21 protein-coding genes are annotated in these 19,737 nt (G+C 66.3%); 7 read left to right on the top strand and 14 right to left on the bottom strand.

Features of this window, described 5'->3' with window-relative positions; translation table 11 throughout:
* Positions 1-9: 9 nt before the first annotated feature.
* The 4 genes from KYT87_RS25055 to rsmD all read right to left on the bottom strand — a co-directional run bounded on the left by KYT87_RS25055 (position 10) and on the right by rsmD (position 2,707).
* Positions 10-1,224: a benzoate/H(+) symporter BenE family transporter gene (locus tag KYT87_RS25055; RefSeq protein WP_046807921.1), complete on the bottom strand. Its 1,215-nt coding sequence runs from the start codon at positions 1,222-1,224 to the stop codon at positions 10-12.
* Positions 1,221-1,472, bottom strand: a complete 252-nt coding sequence (locus KYT87_RS25050; RefSeq protein ID WP_006221659.1) for a YfhL family 4Fe-4S dicluster ferredoxin — start codon at positions 1,470-1,472, stop codon at positions 1,221-1,223. Before KYT87_RS25050 ends, KYT87_RS25055 begins: the two co-directional genes overlap by 4 nt.
* A gap of 106 nt (positions 1,473-1,578) precedes the next feature.
* On the bottom strand, positions 1,579-2,082 hold the full coding sequence (coaD, locus tag KYT87_RS25045; RefSeq protein WP_046807920.1) for a pantetheine-phosphate adenylyltransferase: 504 nt from the start codon (positions 2,080-2,082) through the stop codon (positions 1,579-1,581).
* Between the two features lie 58 nt (positions 2,083-2,140).
* Positions 2,141-2,707: a 16S rRNA (guanine(966)-N(2))-methyltransferase RsmD gene (rsmD, locus tag KYT87_RS25040; protein WP_046807919.1), complete on the bottom strand. Its 567-nt coding sequence runs from the start codon at positions 2,705-2,707 to the stop codon at positions 2,141-2,143.
* A 343-nt stretch (positions 2,708-3,050) separates the two neighbouring features.
* Between rsmD and ftsY the strand changes: the two genes are divergently transcribed.
* Complete coding sequence (ftsY, locus tag KYT87_RS25035; protein WP_370638789.1) at positions 3,051-4,226, top strand: signal recognition particle-docking protein FtsY; 1,176 nt, start codon at positions 3,051-3,053, stop codon at positions 4,224-4,226.
* Positions 4,227-4,341: 115 nt separating this feature from the next.
* On the opposite strand, the gene KYT87_RS25030 is transcribed toward ftsY, so the two are convergent.
* The 9 genes from KYT87_RS25030 to KYT87_RS24990 form a co-directional block, all read right to left on the bottom strand.
* Positions 4,342-6,540, bottom strand: a complete 2,199-nt coding sequence (locus KYT87_RS25030; protein ID WP_046803761.1) for a phosphocholine-specific phospholipase C — start codon at positions 6,538-6,540, stop codon at positions 4,342-4,344.
* A gap of 36 nt (positions 6,541-6,576) precedes the next feature.
* Positions 6,577-6,771, bottom strand: coding sequence for a hypothetical protein (locus tag KYT87_RS25025; RefSeq protein ID WP_104141982.1), 195 nt, complete (start codon positions 6,769-6,771; stop codon positions 6,577-6,579).
* A 367-nt stretch (positions 6,772-7,138) separates the two neighbouring features.
* On the bottom strand, positions 7,139-8,797 hold the full coding sequence (locus KYT87_RS25020; RefSeq protein WP_219991113.1) for a CYTH and CHAD domain-containing protein: 1,659 nt from the start codon (positions 8,795-8,797) through the stop codon (positions 7,139-7,141).
* 217 nt (positions 8,798-9,014) lie between these two features.
* A complete protein-coding gene (phnE, locus tag KYT87_RS25015; RefSeq protein ID WP_046803763.1) occupies positions 9,015-9,839 on the bottom strand; it encodes a phosphonate ABC transporter, permease protein PhnE in 825 nt (274 codons plus the stop codon).
* On the bottom strand, positions 9,836-10,720 hold the full coding sequence (gene phnE / locus KYT87_RS25010) for a phosphonate ABC transporter, permease protein PhnE (RefSeq protein WP_143215319.1): 885 nt from the start codon (positions 10,718-10,720) through the stop codon (positions 9,836-9,838). Before phnE (KYT87_RS25010) ends, phnE (KYT87_RS25015) begins: the two co-directional genes overlap by 4 nt.
* On the bottom strand, positions 10,717-11,487 hold the full coding sequence (gene phnC / locus KYT87_RS25005; RefSeq protein WP_046803765.1) for a phosphonate ABC transporter ATP-binding protein: 771 nt from the start codon (positions 11,485-11,487) through the stop codon (positions 10,717-10,719). Before phnC ends, phnE (KYT87_RS25010) begins: the two co-directional genes overlap by 4 nt.
* Positions 11,488-11,493: 6 nt before the next feature.
* Positions 11,494-12,492, bottom strand: coding sequence for a phosphate/phosphite/phosphonate ABC transporter substrate-binding protein (gene phnD, locus KYT87_RS25000; RefSeq protein ID WP_104141987.1), 999 nt, complete (start codon positions 12,490-12,492; stop codon positions 11,494-11,496).
* Between the two features lie 154 nt (positions 12,493-12,646).
* The gene (locus KYT87_RS24995; RefSeq protein WP_046803767.1) at positions 12,647-13,462 is read right to left on the bottom strand and encodes an IclR family transcriptional regulator; all 816 of its coding nucleotides are present in this window, start codon (positions 13,460-13,462) and stop codon (positions 12,647-12,649) included.
* 13 nt (positions 13,463-13,475) lie between these two features.
* A complete protein-coding gene (locus KYT87_RS24990; protein WP_219991112.1) occupies positions 13,476-14,312 on the bottom strand; it encodes an HAD-IIB family hydrolase in 837 nt (278 codons plus the stop codon).
* A 148-nt stretch (positions 14,313-14,460) separates the two neighbouring features.
* On the opposite strand from KYT87_RS24990, the gene ribBA reads away from it, so the two are divergent.
* The 6 genes from ribBA to KYT87_RS24960 all read left to right on the top strand — a co-directional run bounded on the left by ribBA (position 14,461) and on the right by KYT87_RS24960 (position 18,930).
* On the top strand, positions 14,461-15,651 hold the full coding sequence (gene ribBA / locus KYT87_RS24985) for a bifunctional 3,4-dihydroxy-2-butanone-4-phosphate synthase/GTP cyclohydrolase II (RefSeq protein WP_046803769.1): 1,191 nt from the start codon (positions 14,461-14,463) through the stop codon (positions 15,649-15,651).
* Positions 15,648-16,178, top strand: a complete 531-nt coding sequence (gene ribH, locus KYT87_RS24980) for a 6,7-dimethyl-8-ribityllumazine synthase (RefSeq protein WP_046803770.1) — start codon at positions 15,648-15,650, stop codon at positions 16,176-16,178. The genes ribBA and ribH overlap by 4 nt, the downstream gene beginning before the upstream one ends.
* Positions 16,147-16,656 (top strand): transcription antitermination factor NusB, encoded by a 510-nt coding sequence (gene nusB / locus KYT87_RS24975; RefSeq protein ID WP_006227614.1) that lies wholly within the window; start codon positions 16,147-16,149, stop codon positions 16,654-16,656. Before ribH ends, nusB begins: the two co-directional genes overlap by 32 nt.
* Before the next feature lie 139 nt (positions 16,657-16,795).
* Positions 16,796-17,761: a thiamine-phosphate kinase gene (thiL, locus tag KYT87_RS24970; RefSeq protein ID WP_219991111.1), complete on the top strand. Its 966-nt coding sequence runs from the start codon at positions 16,796-16,798 to the stop codon at positions 17,759-17,761.
* A gap of 90 nt (positions 17,762-17,851) precedes the next feature.
* Positions 17,852-18,358 (top strand): phosphatidylglycerophosphatase A, encoded by a 507-nt coding sequence (locus KYT87_RS24965; RefSeq protein ID WP_046803772.1) that lies wholly within the window; start codon positions 17,852-17,854, stop codon positions 18,356-18,358.
* 92 nt (positions 18,359-18,450) lie between these two features.
* Entirely contained in the window at positions 18,451-18,930 is a 480-nt protein-coding gene (locus KYT87_RS24960; RefSeq protein WP_370638788.1) for a CinA family protein, read from the top strand.
* Here the strand turns inward: KYT87_RS24960 and pyrF are convergent.
* A complete protein-coding gene (gene pyrF, locus KYT87_RS24955; RefSeq protein WP_006221642.1) occupies positions 18,914-19,732 on the bottom strand; it encodes an orotidine-5'-phosphate decarboxylase in 819 nt (272 codons plus the stop codon). The two genes, KYT87_RS24960 and pyrF, sit on opposite strands and share 17 nt — an antisense overlap.
* Positions 19,733-19,737 lie beyond the last annotated feature (5 nt).

The following is a 19,737-nucleotide window of genomic DNA, read 5'->3' as shown; positions in this document are numbered from 1 at the left end:
GCAGCGCCCTTACTGACGCCGCTTGAACTCGAACGCGGCATGGGCCAGCAGGCCCGCCACCAGGCCCCAGAAGGCCGACCCAATACCCCAGAAACTGAAGCCCGACGCCGTTGCCAGCAAGGTGATGAGCGCGGCTTCGCGTCGTTGCGGGTTGACCATGGCGGCCGACATGCCGCCCATGATCGTGCCCAACAGCGCCAAGCCCGCCAACGCGGCCAGCAGGGCGGCGGGCAGGGCCTGGAAGAACACGGCTACCGCGCCCGCCACGACGCTCAGGCCCACATAGCCCAAGCCGTAGGTGGCGGCGGCGATGTAGCGCTTGGAAGGGTCGTGATGCGCTTCGGGGCCGGTGCAGATGGCGGCGCTGATCGCGCCCATGGTGACGCTGTGCGCGCCAAACGGCGCGGCCAGCAGGCCCAGAAAGCCCGTGGCGGCCACGATGCGCGAGGCTGGTGGCCGATAGCCCGCCGCTTGCAGAATCGCCAAGCCGGGCAGGTTCTGCGATGCCATGGCCACGACGAACAGCGGAATGCCCAGGCTGACGGCGGCCTGGGCGCTGAACTCCGGCGTGGTCCAGACGAACTGCGTCAGGCTCCAGTCCAGCAGGTCCAGCCGAATCATGTCCAGCGCGAAGGCCAGCGCAATGGCAACGATCATCACCAGCAGCACCGCATAGCGCGGCGCCCAGCGTCGGCACAACAGGTACGTGGCGCACATGGCCAGCACCAGGCCGGGCTGGTTGGCAACGTTGCTGAAGATGCCCATGCCGAAGTTAAGCAGCACGCCGGCCAGCATGGCGGCGGCGATTTCACCGGGAATGCGGCGCAGGATGGGGTCGATCCAGCCGAACAGGCCACAGGCCAGCGTCAGGCCGGCCGCCAGGATGTAGGCGCCGATGGCTTCATTGAACGGCACGCCCACCAGCGCGGTCACCAGCAGCGCCGCGCCGGGCGTGGACCACGCCATCACGATGGGCAGGCCGGTGCGCAGGCTGTAGAACGCGCCGCCAAATCCGAATGCCAGGCTTAGTGAACCGATCCACGACCCGATGCGCGCGGCGTCCAGCCCGGCTGCGTGGCCCGCTTGCACCATCAGCACGGCGGTGCCGCCGAAGCTGACCAGCACCGCGACCACGCCGGCGGCAATCGCCGATGCCGAGACATCGCGGCGGGCTTGGTGGGAACCAGGGGGAAGGGGAATGCCGTGTTGCGTGGCGTCGCTCATGCGGCACCGGTCAGGCGGCGGTACTTGGCCATGAGCTGCTCTTGGCCTTCGTTCCACTGAGGGTGCAGTTCAATGCACTCTACCGGGCACACCACCTTGCACTGCGGTTCGTCGTGATGGCCGACGCACTCGGTGCATTTGTCGGGGTCGATGACGTAATAGTCATCACCCATGGAGATCGCGTCGTTCGGGCACTGGGGCTCGCAAACGTCGCAATTGATGCATTCTTCGGTGATGAGCAAGGCCATGGTGGGCAACGGTGTAAAGCCGGGGGCGGCTGCCATTGTACTGCCGGCCCGCCCAGCGCAAGAAGGGCGCGAATCGCGCCCTTCGGGATGGTGCCGTGCCGGTGGATCAGCCCGGCCAGGATTGCTCGCGGCGTTCCTTGGCCTTTTCCTGCAACCAGCGTTCCACGGACGGGAACACAAACTTGCTGACGTCGCCGCCCAGCTGGGCGATTTCGCGCACGATGGTGCCCGAGATGAATTGATATTGGTCCGACGGCGTCATGAACAGGGTTTCGACGTCGGGCAGCAGGTGGCGGTTCATGCCGGCCATCTGGAATTCGTATTCGAAGTCGGACACGGCGCGCAGGCCGCGCACGATGACGCGCCCGTTCTGGTCGCGCACAAAGTCCTTCAGCAGGCCGCCAAAGCTTTGCACTTCCACGTTGGGATAGTGGCCCAGCACTTCGCGCGCGATTTCAACGCGTTCGTCGATGCTGAAGAAAGGCTTCTTGTTGCGGCTGTGGGCGATGCCCACCACGACCTTGTCGAAAAGCGTGGCCGCACGGCGGACCAGGTCTTCGTGGCCCCGGGTCAGCGGGTCGAAAGTGCCGGGATATACAGCGATGATCATGCGAGCTCCGTACCGTTATTAGTGGTGTACACCATCCTCCGAAGCTCGGATTATTGATCTATTTCCGCAATGCAGCAAATTCCAGCAGATGGTAGTGGACCGCGCCTGCCTTGTCCTGCCGCAAGATCTGGAAACCTTCGGGAGCTTCGATGGCCGTTTCCGCCTCGACGTAGACGAGTCCGTGCGGGCTCAGGATACCGGGCAGAATCGGCCAAAGGCGCGGCAGCCAACCCTGTCCGAAGGGCGGATCCAACAGGATGAGGTCAAAGCGGGACGCATCCATCCGTTCGGCGACCTGCATGGCGTCGCCCACGTGGATGCGTATCATGTCGGCTTTGAGCTTGTCGCGCAGTGTCCGCAGCGCGGACGCGGCGGTCTTGTCCCGCTCGACCATCTGCACATGCGCCACGCCGCGAGAGGCCGCCTCGAAGCCCAGGGCGCCGCTGCCGGCGAACAGGTCCAACACCTGCTTGTCGGCGAACTCGCCGGCCCAAAGATGATTCAACCAGTTGAACAGCGTTTCGCGAACCCGGTCGGGCGTGGGGCGCAGCGTCTCCACGTCGGGAACGGCGATGGGGGTGCGCCTGTATTGGCCCCCGACGATACGAATATACTTGTGACCCATGTTTAGCCGCTTCTTCAAGAAAAAAACCCCTCCGCCCGCCGCGCCGGCCCAGCCCGCGCCGCCGCCTGAGGTCGTGGACGCCCCGGTTGCGCCCACGGAACCCGTTGCCGCGCCAGTCAGCCCGGCGCCCGTGAGCCCGGCGCCCGTCAGCCCGGCGCCCGCGCCGATTCCCGCTCCGGGTACCGCGCCTGCGCCTGCCGCGCCGTCGCCGCAGATTACGCCCCCGGTATCGCCCGCAGCGCCTACGGTGGCAACGCCGGCCGTCCCGAGCGCGCCGGCTGTCTCGTCTACACCGGCTACACCGCCCGCGCCCGCCGCCGAATCCGTGCGTGCCCCGTTGCCGATGTCGGCGCCGACGGTATCGTCCGCGCCTGCACCGGCTGCCGCGCCTCAGACCCCTTCGGCATTCGCGCCTGCGCCCGCAACGGCGCCTTCCGCCGCACCAGCACCAGCCCCGGCACCAGCACCAGCCCCGGCACCGGCACCAGCAGCAGCACCAGCGGCCGCGCCAGCGCCGGTTGTGCCGCCTGCGCCGATCGTAACGCCTGCACCGGCGCCCGTGTCGACGCCGACGCCCGCACCCGCCCCGGCCCCCGAAGCGCCCAAGAAATCCTCCTGGCTGTCGCGCCTGAAGCAAGGCTTGTCGCGCACGGGGCAGAGCATTGGTGGCATTTTCGTCGGCGTGAAGGTCGATGAAAACCTGTTCGAGGAACTCGAATCGGCGCTCATTATGGCCGATGCGGGCCTGGAGGCCACCGAGAAGCTGCTGACCGCGCTGCGTGCGCGGGTCAAGAAAGAGCGCATTGAAGACCCCGCCAAGGTCAAGACCGCACTGCGTCAGTTGCTGGCCGACCACCTGCGGCCGCTGGAGCGCGGCTTCAACCTGACCAGCGCCAAGCCGCTGGTGGTGATGATCGCCGGCGTGAACGGCGCGGGCAAAACCACGTCCATCGGCAAGCTGGCGCACACGTTCCAGCGCCAGGGCGCCAGCGTGCTGCTGGCAGCGGGCGACACCTTCCGCGCTGCCGCGCGCGAACAACTGGTGGAATGGGGCAGCCGCAACAACGTCAGCGTCATTTCGCAAGACGGCGGCGACCCGGCCGCCGTGGCCTTTGACGCCGTCAACGCCGGCCGCGCGCGCGGCATGGGCGTGGTCATGGTGGACACGGCGGGTCGCCTGCCCACGCAGCTGCACCTGATGGAAGAACTGAAAAAGATCCGCCGCGTCATCGGCAAGGCGGATGCATCGGCGCCGCACGAAGTGCTGCTGGTGGTGGACGGCAACACCGGCCAGAACGCCTTGGCCCAGATCCGCGCCTTTGATGCCGCCATCAACCTGACCGGCCTGGTCGTGACCAAGCTGGACGGCACCGCCAAGGGCGGCACGCTTGCCGCCGTGGCGGCGGGCAGCCAGGGCGTGCGTCCGATTCCGGTGTACTGGATCGGTGTGGGCGAAAGCCTGGAAGACCTGCAACCCTTCGTCGCGGACGAATTCGCGGGCGCCTTGCTGGCGGATTGACCCGGCGCTGATACGGCGCTGATACGGCGCTGATCCGGCGCTGATCCGGCAGCCGATCGCTCGCCCGCCGGACCGCAAAACGGGACGACGCCCAAGGCGCCGTCCCGTTTTATTTTCAGCTGTCCAGCTGCCCCATCGCCGGGTCGCTGATGCCGTGCTTGCCCGTTTCCATGCGGCCCGCAAAGCGCCGCTTGAATGCCGGGTAGGTGTCGCAGCCCACCGTGAAGTCGTACCACTGGCCGCTGCTGGTGACCGGCCAGCTCAGTTCGCCGACCTGTCCCGCCGCCACCGTTGCCGTCCACGGGCCATCGTTGCGGTAGGCCATGGCTTGCACCGTGAAGACGCAGTCCTGCGTGCCATTGTTGTGCAGCTTCACCTGCACCTGGGCGTCGTCGCACGGCACGTAGCAAACCTGGATTTCGGGCTGTGCGCCGGCCGCGCGCATCAAGTCGCCCGAGAACGAACGGTGGTAGCCGTTGGGGCCCAGCACCCACAGATCGTACTGGCCGCTGTCGCCCGACACGTCCCAGACGTCATCCAGCGATTTGCCCGCTTCGACCACGTAGCGGCGCGGAATGCGGTCCAGGTGCAGCTTGTCGTACACATGAAAGACGGCTGCCGTTTGCGCACCGCTTGCGTTGGCGAACAGTAGCTGCACGCGGTTCTCGCGGGCTTGCTCGCGCGCGCTGGTGTGCAGCTCGTACGGCAGCGCGCGCGACGGACGTGTGCCCGAGGCCTGCGGGGCCAGCGTTTGCTGCGTGGGGATGGCGATGGCCGGCTGCGCTTCCTGCCAGGTCGTCAGTCCGTCGGCGTCCGTCTTGGTCGTGCGGCCCGACAGGGTCGGCAGGCGGGCGCTGTTGGGCGTCACGAAGTCCAGCGTGGTGGTCAGGTCGCCGCACACGGCACGGCGGAACGCGCTGATGTTGGGTTCCACGACGCCAAAGCGCTGTTCCAGAAAGCGCAGCGCGGAGGTGTGGTCAAACACTTGCGAATTGACCCAGCCGCCCCGGCTCCACGGTGAAATCACCCACATCGGCACGCGCATCCCCGGCCCGAACGGCTTGCCGTCGGCGGTCAGCTGCTTGGGCGTGGCGGGCGGGTAGTCGAAATACTCGAACGCCATTTGCGCGTCGGTCAGCGTGGACTTGCCGGCCAGCGTGCCATCGTCGTTGCGCGACGGCGCCGAGGGCGTCGGCATGTGGTCGAAGAAGCCGTCGTTCTCGTCGTAGGTCACCAGGAACACCGTCTTGCTCCAGACCTCGGGCGACTGTGTCAACGCGTCCAGCGCGGCCTGGATGTACCACGCGCCCTTGGCGGGGCTGGACGGGCCGGGGTGCTCGCTGTAGGCGGCCGGCGGAATGATCCACGACACTTCGGGCAGCGTGCCGTTCGCGACGTCGTCGCGCAGGCTTTGCAGGAAGCCGCCGTCGGCCATCGTGTTGCCAAAGCCCTTGGCCAGCGGGCTGTACTGGTCGTCGATGGCCGGGTTGTACGCGGGGCCGCCCTGATTGGTGACGCGGCGGTCCGCCGGCATTTTTTCGATCTCGGCGCGCCAGTGCCGAAAGCTCATCATCTCGTTGCAGCCGAAGTTATCGGGGATGTTCTGGTAGACCTTCCAGCTGACGCCGGCCGCTTGCAGGCGGTCGGCATAGGTGGTCCACGTCCAGCCTTCGGTGGACGGGCCCACGTCGGCGCCGTCGTTCCATTCGTTCATCACCACCGACACGTTGTCGCCCGACGGGCCGTTGGTGCCGGTCCAGAAAAACAGGCGGTTCGGGATGGTGCCGGCGTGCATCGAACAGTGGTAGTTGTCGCACAGCGTGAAGGCGTCGGCCAGCGCGCGGTGGAACGGCACTTCGGCGGTTTCGTAGTAGCCCATGGACAGCGGCTGCTTGGCGCTGGGCCACTTGTTCATGCGGCCGTGGTCCCACGCAGCCTGGCAATTGGGCCACGAGTGCGGCGTGCTGCCGGCGCGTTGCGCGTTGCCCTGCGCGGCGTCCAGGTGATAGGGCAATTCCTCGGTGCCGTCGCTGCGCGTCTGGTGGAATACCGATTTGCCGTTGGCCAGCGGAATGGGAAAGCGGTCGCCAAAACCGCGCACGCCGGGGAAGGTGCCGAAGTAGCCGTCGAAGGAACGGTTTTCCAGCATCAGCATCACGACGTGCTTCACGTCCTGAATCGTGCCGGTGGCGTTGCTGGCTTCAATGGCGAGCGCCCGGCGGATGCTGGGCGGAAACATCGACAGCGCGCTGACCGCGGCGGTGGCGCCCACGGTGGTCTTGAAGAACTTTCGTTTGGATGCGTCGAACGTCATTGGCTTGTCTGTCCTGGTGATCGATGGGAAACGGGCTCAAGGCGCGCAGTGCACCGCGCACGCGGCAGGGGGCGCGGGCGGGGTGGGCGTCGTGGTGGGCGGAGCAGGAGCCGGTTCGTCAGAGTCGTTGTCGTCGCCGCCGCAAGCGGACAGCGCGAACACCAGCGACAAGGCGCATAAGGCCGCAAGGCCTCGTCTTGCATGGGCGAGCAAGGGGGATTGGGTTTCCATGGTTCGGTCGTTGAGGATGGGCTGACGGCCCGCAAGGGCCGTCGTGCCGTCACACAGGACGAATGTCGGGCGGGATGCTGCGGGCCACGAATGCGACCGGCGCAGGGCGGCCGGGCGACAGCGATCCAGTATTGGTGTCGCGGATGTCGACAAATTGACAGCAAGCTGACCCGTTGCTGACTCTGGCCCTTTTTTTGAAACGCCTTGCTAGATGCGTGTCCAGGTGCAAGGCGCGCGGCCAATTGTCGCGAAGATGCGGTACACGGGCCGAGGCGCCGACGCACCCGTTGGGCACTGCCCCGCAACCGATTCGCGCACGCAGGGGCCACAGCGCCGACGCGCGTGGCGCAGCCGCGCGCGGCCTGGCCTAGCGCCAGAAAGGCTTGCTTTTCGCCAGGGCGTCGAAGGCCTTTTGTGCGTCCACGGCCAGCTCTTCAAGGCGCGCGCTGATCCAGCCCAGCGCGAACCAGGCTTGCGGATGCGTGGCGGTGCACGACTCGTAATAGTCCTTGGCGACGGCCAGGTCATTGATTTCGCCCAGCACGTCCTGCACGCGGGACAACAGCTTGCGATAGCCGCGCAGCTTGGCGGCCGGCAGCAGCGATTCGGCAAACGCCAGGCTGTAGCGCAGCCGCTTGCCACGCTTGCGCAATTCATGGCGCGTGGGGATATCCAGTTTGGCGAACTGCGTGCCCTGTTCCGCCACCTTGCTGTGCCAGCGGTGCAGGCGCCGCGCCAGCTGCTTGCGCAGGTGGTGCGGGTCGGGTTCGGGCGCCAGCATGGGGATGATGGTCGGCTTCACGCTGGTGGCCGCCAGGCCGCCTTCCAGCCGGATGGCCGGTTCGGGCGCGGCATCGCTGGGCGTGCCGTTGGCCACGGCCTGCGCGCCCCCGGATGGCGACGCGGGCGGCACATCCAGGCTCCATTCCAGCAGCTCCAGCAGCCAGGCCTGAAACGCCTTGCCGGCGGCAATCGTCCGCGCGTCCTGCTCAGGCGGCGCGGCTTCCATCGGAATCACCGGCATGCCTGCGTGGATCAGCGCGGGCGCCACCGTTTCGTTCAGCACGTCCTGGTCGCGGTTGGCGCCAAAGGCGGCAAAGTGCGTGCGCACGCCTTGCAGCAGCGTGTCCGGCACCGGCGCGACCCAGCCGTCGAACAGCTTCCAGGCCGAGCGCAGGCGGCGCACGCCCACGCGCAGCTGGTGCACGTGTTCGGAATTGCCGGCGCGGTAGACGCCTTCGGTATCGACTTCGGCCAACACGGCGGCGTTGCGCGCGATCTGGTCCAGGCATTCGGCGGCGATGCGGCCCAGGGCTTGCGGGGCCGTCATGTCTTCGCGCAGCTTGACCGGGGCCGCGCCGCGCGGTGCCCAGAATTGCGCAATGGCTTGGGCCCGGCGCGCTTCCAGATCGTCGCCCGGGTTGGCGTCTTCAACGGCAAGCTTGTGGGCCAACTGCGCCAGCGCGTCGCCGCGTTCGGACTTGCTGCGCGGGTCCAGCACCAGGCTGTGGCGCTGTTGCCAGCCACGCGCCACCGCGAAGATGGCGGCGGGGCGGCCCGACATCAACTCGAATTCCAGTTCGGAAATCGGCAGCTCCAGCGCGCCCGCGCGCAGGATGCCGGTGTCGAAGGCCAGTTCGACCGTGCCGTAACGGGTGCGGACCTTGCGCAGCAGCCGCAGCACGTCGGTTTCATAGCGCAGGCCCAGTTCGCCCTTGATTGCGGCCAGCGCCTCTTCGACTTCGGTACCGGCATAGACGGACAGGTCCAGCACGGGGCCGGGGCGGGGGTGGTTCAGTTCGATGCGCGTAATGGCGTTGATGCCGGGCATCTTCAGGGTCTGCACCCAGTCCGGGCCTTCCTGACGCAGCCGGATGGCAATGCGCGCCCGCGCCAGTTCGCGTTCGGGCGTGTCGAAGTACATGGCGTGCAAACGGATGCGCGTGGCGTCGCGTTGCTTGACTTCGTTCTGGACGGCCTGGCGCGTCGCGGCGGGCACGTGCAGTTTCAATTCCTGTTCCGACATGGCGGTGGGTGTCCGACGGCAAAAGCCGAGATCTTAATCAAGCAAAGGGGCGGATTTGATGACGGTTCATATTTTGGTCACATCGAGCATAGTCGCCATTCGCGGTGCACAACAAGCCACTGTTGCCCGGTCAAAAGAAAAACGCCGCCTTTTTTCAAGGGCGGCGCCAAGGAGCGCTGGTCAGGGGAAACCGACAAGCGTAATCAGGAAGCAGGGCTTACAGGATGCGCTTGCGCGCCTGCGTGATGATGATTTCGGCCAGCACGACCACCACGAAGATGGCGGCCAGCACCAGCGCCACGCGATCCCACTGGAACAGGTTCAGCGCCGTATCCAGCGCCATGCCGATACCGCCCGCGCCCACCAGCCCCAGCACGGCGGATTCGCGCACGTTGATGTCCCAACGCAGCAGCACGATGGACCAGAACGCCGGGCGGATCTGCGGCCAGTAGGCATACCAAAGCACGGACGCCTTGCTGGCCCCCGTGGCGGTAACCGCTTCGATCGGCCCGCGCTGCGCTTCTTCGATGGCTTCGCCCACCAGCTTGCCCACGAACCCGATCGAGCGGAACGCAATCGCCAGCGTGCCGGCCAGCGCCCCCGGTCCGAAGATGGCGATGAACAGCAGCGCCCATACCAGCGAATTGACCGAGCGGCTGGACACCAGGATCAATCGCGCCAGCATGTTGATGGTTTTGCTGGGCGTCAGGTTGTTGGCCGCCAGCAGGCCCACCGGCACCGCCATGAAGACGGACAGGATGGTGCCCAGAGTGGCGATGTGCAGCGTTTCGATCAGCGCGTTGTGCACGCCGTCCGGGTAGTAGGCCCAGTCGATCGGCCACATGCGGCGGAACAGGTCGGCCATCTGCTCGGGCGCGTCATACAGGAATTCCGGTATGACCTCCACGCCGCGTATGGCCTGCGCGATGGCTGCCACCACCAGCAGGTACAGCGCAAAGCGCAGCAGCCGCTGGCCCATGCTGTAGCGCTGCCACACACGCGGCGAGCCGGGCGGATTCAGGCTTGAGGCGTGGGCGTTCATTCTTCCACCTCCGCCTTGCGGGCCACCGGCGGTTTGCCGGTACCGATGCCTCGCGCGCCGGCAAAGCGGCCTTGCAGGATGCGGTCGAACCCCAGGTTGTCCAGGAATACAGCGCGCACGAAGCCCGCGATGATTTCGCCCAGCATGATGATGGCAATCAAGGTCAGCAGGATGGCGCTGACGAAGTCGTAGTCAAAGCGCTGGAACGCCGAGAACAGCGTGCCGCCCACGCCGCCCGCGCCCACGATGCCCACCATGGTGGAGTTGCGCAGGTTTGAGTCGAACTGGTAGGTGGCAAAGCCGATAAAGCGCGCGAACACCTGCGGCAGCACGCCAAAGATGATCACGTTGGCGAACGACGCGCCGCTGGCGCGCACCGCTTCCACCTGCTTGAGCGAGATCTCTTCGATGGCCTCGGTGAACAGCTTGCCGATGAAACCGATGGACGCCACCGTCAACGCCAGGATGCCCGCCAGCGCGCCAAAGCCCACGGCCTTCACGAACAGGATGGCGACGATGACCGGGTGCAGCGCGCGGCACAGGGCCACCAGCGAACGCGCGGGCCAGGACACCCAGGCGGGCATCATGTTGCGCGCGCCTAGCAGGCCCACGGGCAGGGCGAACAGAATGCCCAGCACCGAGGCCAGCACGGCAATTTCCAGGCTTTCGGCAATGCCCTTCCACAAGGTGGCGGGCTTTTCGAAATTGGGCGGAAACATGCGCGAAAGAAACGTCGACGCGTGTCCCATGCCGGTTTCAAAGCGCGCCCAGCTGAAATCCAGCTGCGCGCCCGCATAGAGGGTGTAGATCACCAGCAACACCAGGCCCGCCTTGGCGCGCCCGGACATGGCAAAGGGGCGGCCGCCCCGGGGGTGCGTCATTCCAGCCAAGACTCGCCTCCGTAGATGGTCTTGAGCATGGTGGCGTCCAGCCCCTGGCCGTCGCCGTCGTAGACCACGTGCCCGCCGGACATGCCGACGATGCGCGTGGCGTAGCGGCGCGCCAGTTCCACGTCGTGGATGTTGACGATGACGGGGATGCCGGTGGCGCTGCCCTGGTCGGACAGCAATTCCATGATTTCAACGGAGGTCTTCGGGTCCAGCGACGAGGTCGGCTCGTCGGCCAGCAGCAGCTGCGGGCGCTGCATCAGGGCACGGGCAATGCCCACGCGCTGGCGCTGGCCGCCCGACAGGGCATCGGCGCGCTGGTCGGCAAAACCGGCCAGCCCAACGGTATCGAGCAGCTTGTAGGCGTGCTCGATGTCTTCGGGCTCAAAGCGGCGCATCCAGGCCTTCAGCGCCGAGGTATAGCCCAGCCGGCCCGTCAGCAGGTTTTCCATCACGGTCAGGCGTTCGACCAGGTTGTATTCCTGGAACACCATGCCGATGCGCCGGCGGGCGCGGCGCAGCGACGCGCCACGCACGCGGGCCAGGTCCACGGCGCCTTCCTTGGACTGCAACACGATCTCGCCCTGGGTGGGTTCGATCAGCCGGTTGATGCAACGCAGAAGCGTGCTTTTGCCGGTGCCGGAAGGGCCGATGATGGCGGTCAGGCCCTGGCCGGCGATTTCAAGGTTGATGCCATTGAGAACCGGCCGGCCGGCCCGGTATTCCTTGACCAGGCCGGAAATGCGTAGCGACGTCGTCATGCTGGATTACTTCTTGCTCTTGGCGGATTCGCGGTCGTAGGCGGCGCGGTTGAAGCTTTCGCCACCCGATTCAGCCACCTGGCGGACGATGGCCCAGTCCTTCTGGTAGGTCACCGGATAGAAGCGGTCGGCGCCATCGAAGGCCTTGGACATTTCCGCGGGGAAGCGGTAGTCGTAGAAGCACTTGAGCATCTGGTCGCGGAACTTGGGCTCCAGGTCATGCGCGTAGGCGAACGACGAAGTCGGGAATTTTTCGCTACGGTAGATGACGCGGAAGTCGGCTTCCTTGACCTGGCCGCGTTCAACCATGCGCTTGAACACGTCCGACGCCACGGCGGCGGCGTCGTAGTCGCCGGAATTGACGCCCATGACGGACTGGTCGTGCTTGCCCGAGAAGATCACCTTGTAATCCTTGTCCGGCGTCAGGCCTTCCTTGGGGAACAGGGCCACGGGCGCCATGTGGCCCGAGTTCGACGACGGCGCGGTGTGCGCCAGCTTCTTGCCCTTCAGGTCCGTCAGCTTCTGGTAGGGGCTGTCTTTTTTGACGATGACGATCAGGTTGTAGCCCTGGAAGCCGTCGGCATAGCCTTTGACGGCAAACGGCACCGCGCCGGCAATGTTCACGGCGAAGGCAGTGGGGCCGGTCGAAAAGCCGCCCACGTGCAGGCGACCCGAGCGCATGGCTTCGATTTCAGCGGCGTTGCTTTGCACCTGATAGAACACAACGCGCTTGCCCGTGCATTCGGACAGGTGCTTGGTGAAGGGCTTGAAAATGTCTTCGTACACCGCCGGGTCTTCCACGGGGGTGTAGGTGAACACCAGGGTCGACGGCGTCTTCTGCTTGGATGCATCGGCGGGCGTGTCGGCCACCAGATCCTTGTTGGCGTCGCAGTACATCTGGTCCAGATCGCCACGGTTCGAGCAGGTATCGGCGGCGTTGGCGGCGGAACCGCCAACGGCGAACGCGGCCAGGGCGGCCGCTTGCATTAGACGCATCGCGTGCATGGTTTTGTCTCCTCTTGGGATGAATTTGAATATTTCCTGAATTCAAACACACAAGAGGGGACAGGCACACCTGGGAAAGTCCCTGCCTTTCTTTTCGGGATTTGTTCGAGTTGTTCGCTTTATGTTCGTTTGTTTGCGAACGCGGGCAGGGGGATCAGCCCCGATAGCCCAGCTTGCGCGAGATCTCGTGCGCGCAGGCCAAAAGCGGTTTGGCAATCGTGCCGTCCCACGACACATCGAACAGCCCCGTCGGGCCCAGGCTGGTCAGTGCCAGCACGATGTTGCCGGTGTTGTCGAACACCGGCACCGACAGCGCATCTACGCCCGGCAGCGGGTTGCCCAGCGCGCGCGCCATGCCGTGCACGCGGATGTCGGCCAGCTGGGCTTCGATATTGGCGCGCGACGCCTTGCGCGGCGGCGGCACGCTGGCGATGACGGCGGTGTCGCCTTCTTCGCGCGCGATGTAGTGTTCGCTGACCTTGGGCGGCAGCCACGCCGCGAACACCAGCCCCGTGGCGGTGTGCAGCATGGACATCACCGTGCCCTTGCGCATGTTCACGTGCACCGGGTAGCTGGCTTCGGTCATGTGGATCATCGTGGGGCCGTGCGAGCCCAGCACGGCGATGCCCAGCGTGTGGCCGATGTCCGATTGCAGCTTGGCGATCTCCGGCATGGCGATGCGCACCGGGTCCAGCCGTTGCAGGCTGACCAGCCCCATCTGCAAGGCGAAGGGGCCAAGCTCGTACTGGCCGGTAACGGCATCCTGCTGCACCAGCCCCACGCGGATGAAGCTGACCAGATAGGGGTGCGCCTTGGCGGACGTCATGCCGGCGCCCGCCGCCAGGTCGCGCAGGGTCAGCGGCTTGCCGGCGTCGACCAGGGCGGACAACAACGGCACGCCCACTTCGATGGACTGGATGCTGCGGCGGCCATCATTGGCGGGCGCCGCGGGGGTCTTGGAGGTGGCCACGGTGTGTCTGCTTTTATGCCGATCGGGCTGGGGATGATTGCGCGGCCTGCGGTTGCTGGCGCGCCGCCAGCAGTCGGTTGGCCATTTCGACGAACCCGGCGCCGCCGTGATAGGCGGCCACGAACGCGGGGCGGTCCTTCAAGCGGTGCAATTGCGCCTGGATGTTCGCCACGCCCACCGAAATCGGAAAGTACGCAAACATGGGCTCGTCGTTGGGCGAATCGCCGATGAACAGCGTGCTGTCCAGCGCGTCGGCCACGTCCTGGCCGAATTCCCGCTGGAACATCGTGCGCGTCATGGTCAGCTTGTCGTAGTCGCCAAACCAGCCGTTCACGTGGATTGAGCTGACCTTGGCCTGCGCCCCGGCGTCCTGGAAGATCTGGACGATCTTGCTGACGGCCGAATCGGGCAGGGCGGGCACGTCTTCGCAGAAATCGATGGCCAGGTCGGCCACGCGGTAGTCCTGGTCGCTGGCCACCGCGCAGCCCGGCACCTCGGCCAGCACGCGGTCGCGGATGGCATCCAGGCGCTTGCGGCTGGCTTGGCGCGAGGCGGCGTCCGTCCAGTAGTGGGTCGTCATGCGGCGGGCCTGGCGGTCATACGCATAGTAGAACGCGCCGTTTTCCCCCACCACGGCGCGCACCGGCCACATGCGCGCGATATGGTCAGACCAGCCGGCCGGGCGGCCGGTGATGGGCACTACCTGGATACCAGCCGCCTCCAGGCGTTCCAGCGCGGCGTAGGCGTCGGCCGGCAGGCGGCCTTCGGTGGTCAGCGTGTCGTCGATGTCGGTCAGGACGACGCGAACCGCCGCCGCCACGGTCAAAGGCATGGCCGCAAGGGCTTGCATGAGGTTTTTCCTTCGAGTTTTAAGGGGGATCTCCGGGCGAAAGTTTAACCGTATGACCCCCGCCGAACGGGCTTCTTGCAGACCAATAGGGGTTCTGGGCCCAGGGGCGGTAAAATCCGGGCTTTCCCGCCTGGTTTGCGTGCCCGCCATGTCCGTCCAGTTGTCCTCTTTGCCCGGCTCCGAGCCGGAATCCTTCGGTATCGCTTCGGTTGCCGAGATCATCGCCGAGCTTCGCGCCGGCCGCATCGTCATCCTGGTTGACGAAGAAGACCGTGAAAACGAGGGCGACCTTGTCATGGCCGCCGAATTCGTCACGCCCGAAGCCATCAACTTCATGGTGACCCACGGCCGCGGCCTGGTCTGCCTGACCCTGACCGAAGAACGCTGCCGCCAGCTGGAGCTGCCCATGATGGCGGCCCGCAACGGCACGCGCTACGGCACCAACTTCACACAGTCGATCGAAGCCGCCGAAGGCGTTGAAACCGGTATTTCGGCCGCCGACCGCGCCCGCACCATCCAGGTGGCGGTGGCGCGCGATGCCAAGCCGTCCGACCTGGTCCAGCCCGGCCACATCTTCCCGGTGCGCGCGGTGCCCGGCGGCGTGCTGGTGCGCGCCGGCCACACCGAAGCCGGGTGCGACCTGACCGCCATGGCCGGCCTGACGCCCGCCGCCGTCATCTGTGAAATCTTGAAGCCCGACGGCACCATGGCCCGCTTGCCGGACCTGGTGGAATTTGCCCGCCAGCACAACCTGAAGATCGGCACCATCGCCGACCTGATCCAGTACCGCAGCGAACACGAATCCATCGTCAAGCGCGTGGGCAAGCGGCCCATGCAGACCGCCTGGGGCACCTTCGAGGCCGTGGCCTACGAAGACGCCGCCACCGGCTCCGCCCACTTGGCGCTGGTGCATGGTAACGTTTCTCCCGACGTCGAAACGCTGGTGCGAGTGCATGAACCGGCTTCCGTGCTGGACGTGCTGGACACCGGCGCCAGCCCGCATAGTTGGGGCGTGGCGAAGGCCCTGGAAGCCATTGCCGCCGCGCCGGCTGGCGTACTTGTCTTGATGAATTGCCAGTCTTCCACCGAACACCTGTTTGGCCAGATTGCCGGCTGGAGCGACCCCAAGGCCCAGGCCGACGCCGCCGCCAGCACCGACCGCTTCGGCTTGCGCACTTATGGCATCGGCGCGCAGATCCTGCGTGACCTGAATGTTGGCCAGATGAGGCTCCTGGCCCGGCCCCGCAAGATGCCCAGCATGGCGGGCTTCTCCCTGACCATTACGGGTTACGATTGCGACCCGCAGAATACTCCCGCAACACTTAAGGCCGACACATGAACCCTTACATCCTTACCCCCGACCTGAACGGCGAAGGGCTGCACATCGGCATCGTTCGCGCTCGCTTCAACGAAGAAATCGGTCAGGCCGAACTCGAAGCGTGCCTGAAGGAATTGGCCGAGCTGGGCGTGGACGAACGCGACGTGATGGTCACCACCGTCCCGGGCGCCCTGGAACTGGGCGTGGCCCTGTCCCACATGGCCGAAACGTTTGAATTCGACGCTTTGATCGCGCTTGGCGCCGTCATCCGTGGCGAGACCTATCACTTTGAAGTGGTCAGCAATGAAACGGCCACTGCAATCACCCGTATCTCCCTGGAAACCGGCATCCCCGTCGCAAACGGCGTCTTGACCGTCGACACCGACGAGCAGGCGCAAGCCCGCGCCGCCGGCAAGGGCCGCGATTGCGCCCAGGTGGCCGTTGAAATGGCCAACCTGGTGGCGGCGCTGGAACCCGAGGAAGAAGACGAAGACGAAGACGACGAGGACGAAGATTTTGACGACGAAGAAGACGACGACCAGCGCTGATAGCGCGGCGCAAGCCCGCGCCAACGCGCGCAGCGCACGCCGCCGTGCACGCGAATTCGCGCTGCAAGGCGTTTACGCGTGGCTGCTGCGCGGCGGCGAAGGCACGCAGGACGCCGGCGAGATCGACGCCCATCTGCGCGACACCGAGGATTTTTCCGAGGCCGACGCGCAATGGTTCAAGACCTTGCTGCATGGTGTCCTGCGCGAAGCCCCGGCGCTGCGCGAGCGTTTCACGCCCTATGTCGACCGCCCGCTGGCCGAGTTGTCGCCCGTTGAGCATGGCATCCTGTTGATCGGCAGCTTCGAACTGATTCATCATGTCGAAGTGCCGTACAAGGTTGCCATCAACGAAGCCGTTGAACTGGCCAAGTCGTTCGGCGGTACCGACGGCTTCAAGTTCGTCAACGGCGTGCTCGACAAACTGGCTGCCGACGTGCGCGCCAACGAGGTCCAGGCGGCGGCGCAGCAGCGACGCTGACCTCGCCTGATGGCCTCTTAAGGGGTCAGGCGCGGGCTGCCCTGCGCGCATCGTTGTACGGTGCGCCAGGCGTGGTCCGCGCCTGACCCCTTTCTTATGTGTTTTCCAGCCGGCCGCCGGCCGGCGTATCGGAGTTGCCGTGGCGTCCGAATTTGACTTGATCGCGCGCTATTTCACCCGCACCGCGCCTGTGGGTTTGTTGGGCGTGGGCGATGACTGCGCGTTGTTTCCCGTGCCGCCCGGCGAGCAGGTCGCCACCAGCACCGACCTGCTGCTGGAAGGCCGGCATTTCTTTTCCAACGTGGACCCGCGCGCCCTGGGTCACAAGGCGCTGGCCGTGAACCTGTCCGACCTGGCCGCCATGGGCGCGCGCCCGATTGGGTGCGTGCTGGGCCTGGCCTTGCCGCGCCTGGACGAACCCTGGCTGGCTGCTTTCGCGGATGGCTTCCATGCACTGGCCGATGCCCACGGCTGCCCGCTCATCGGTGGCGACACCACCCGCAGCGCGCACGATCTGGCCATCAGCGTGACGGTGTTCGGTGCGGTGCCCGCCGGGCAGGCATTGCGGCGTGACGGCGCGCAGGCGGGCGACGATATCTGGGTGTCGGGCGAACTGGGCGCGGCGGATGTGGCCTACCGATTGCTGGACGGCCAGTATCCCGCCAACGACGCCTTGCTGGCCGCAACCCGCCCCGCGCTGGAATGGCCGCAACCGCAGGTGCCGCTGGGTCTGGCGCTGCGCGGCATTGCCCGCGCCGCCATCGATCTGTCGGACGGCTTGCTGCAAGACCTGGGGCACATCCTGGCCGCCAGCCGCCTGGGCGCCAACCTGGAATACGCCCGCATGCCGGTGGCTGCCGCCTTGGCGGCGCTGGACGATGCGCCGCGTCGCCGCGCCGTATTGGGCGGGGGCGACGTCTATCAGCTGTGCTTTACCGCGCCCGCCGCGCGGCGCGAGGCCGTGCAACAGGCCGCCGATCAGGCGCAAGCGCGGGTGACGCGCGTTGGCCACACACTGGCCCAACCCGGGCTGCGCGTGTTGGATGCGCAAGGTCAGCCGCTGGCCGACCTGCCCGCCGGCTTCGATCATTTTCCGGCGGCTTGAATGTGAATAGCCGATTCCGGTTTCCGTTTTCCTTTCCCTCTTTCAAGCGGCCCAGGCACCATGTCCTCTTCCGATAAGTCCTCCCCGTCCATGCGCGAACGCTCGCGGGCTGCGTATCCCACGCTTGGGTGGGTGTGCCGTGACCCTGGCCGCCTGATCGCCTTTGGCCTGGGCAGCGGCCTGATCCGGCCGGCCTCGGGCACGTGGGGCACGCTACTTGCTTGGGGCATCTGGGTTGCCGCCGCGCCCGCGGCATCCGACCTGGCGATTGGCGTGTTCCTGGCGTTGGCCTTTCTGTATGGCTGCTGGGCTTGCCATCGCGTAGGCCGTGAACTTGGGCAGGCCGATCATGTCGGAATGGTCTGGGACGAGATGGTGGCGTTTTGGCTGGTGCTGTGGCTGACGCCGGCGGGTTGGTTGTCGCAGTTGCTGGCGTTTGCGCTGTTTCGCACGTTCGACATCGTCAAGCCGCCGCCCATCAAGTTCTTCGACGCCCATATCAAGGGTGGCTTTGGCGTCATGTGGGACGATATCGTCGCGGCGGGCTATGCCCTGTTGGTCATGGTGCTGGTCGCGCGCACAGGAGTCTTGGGATGAGCGAACTGCAAGGAAATACCCGTTCGAATCTGTCGGCGGCGCAGTTGTCGGAAGCCACTCTGGCCGGCTTGGCCGAACGGCTGGGCGACGCAATGCGGCGCCATGGCTGGATGCTGGGCACGGCGGAATCGTGCACCGGTGGGCTGTTGGCAGGCGCGATGACGTCGGTGGCGGGTTCCAGCGATTGGTTCGAACGCGGCTTCGTCACCTACAGCAACGATGCCAAAGTGACCGAGCTGGACGTCTCGCCCGACGCGCTGCATCACTTTGGCGCGGTCAGCGAACCCGTGGCGCTTGAGATGGCCAACGGCGTGTTGCTGGTTGCGCCCGCCGCGCACGTGGCCGTGTCCACGACAGGCATTGCGGGGCCGGGGGGCGCCACGCCGGGCAAGCCGGTGGGCATGGTGTCGTTTGGGTTTGCGATGCGGGTGGGCGACGGCATCACCAGCCGCGCCGCCACCCACGTGTTTCCTGGCGACCGTACGCAAGTGCGTCAGGCCGCCGTGGAGTTTGCGTTACGCGGCTTGCTGGAATTCGTGGGGGCTGATCAGGAAATCAACGCACTGCGTTGATGGCGTCCCTCAGGCCCTTGGCGGCCTGGCCGGCGGCTTCGCGCCAGTCGTCGCCGCCGCTGGCGTAGATGATGGCGCGCGATGAGTTGATCATCATGCCGCTGCGCGCCGCGTTGGCGCCGGCGTTCACCGTGGCGGTAATGTCGCCGCCTTGCGCACCGATGCCCGGCACCAGCAGGGGCAGGGCGTCGCCGATGCGCTGACGCACCGCCGCCAATTCGTTCGGGAACGTGGCGCCCACCACCAGGCCGCATTGCCCGTTGGCGTTCCACTTGTCGGCAACCAGACCGGCCACGTGCAGGTACAGCGGTTCGCCGTTATCCATCTTCAAGAATTGCAGATCCGAACCGCCCGGGTTGGACGTGCGGCACAACACGATCACGCCACGGTCGCGCCACGCCAGGTAGGGCTCGACGGAATCCAGCCCCATGTACGGGCTGACCGTCAGCGCGTGCGCCTGGTAGCGTTCGTACGCCTCACGCGCATAGTTCTCGGCGGTGGAACCGATGTCGCCACGCTTGGCGTCCAGCACGATCGGCAGGTCGGGATGCTTGTCGCGGATGTGCTGGCACAGCGCTTCCAATTGGTCTTCGGCGCGGTGCGCGGCAAAGTACGCAATCTGCGGCTTGAAGCTGCAAGCGTACGGCGCGGTGGCGTCGACGATGTCGCGGCAGAACTGGAAGATGGCGTCCGGCTTGTCCTGCAATTCGCGCGGAAAGCGTTGGGGGTCGGGGTCCAGGCCCACTTGCAGAAGCGAGTTGCTGGTGGTCCAGGCGTGTTCGAGTTTTTGCAGGAAATTCATGGGGA

Source organism: Achromobacter sp. ES-001, assembly GCF_019448355.1.
Lineage (GTDB): Bacteria > Pseudomonadota > Gammaproteobacteria > Burkholderiales > Burkholderiaceae_B > Achromobacter > Achromobacter spanius_B.
Note: the sequence above shows the minus strand (reverse complement) of the source record. Positions and strands in the feature narration are given on the sequence as shown.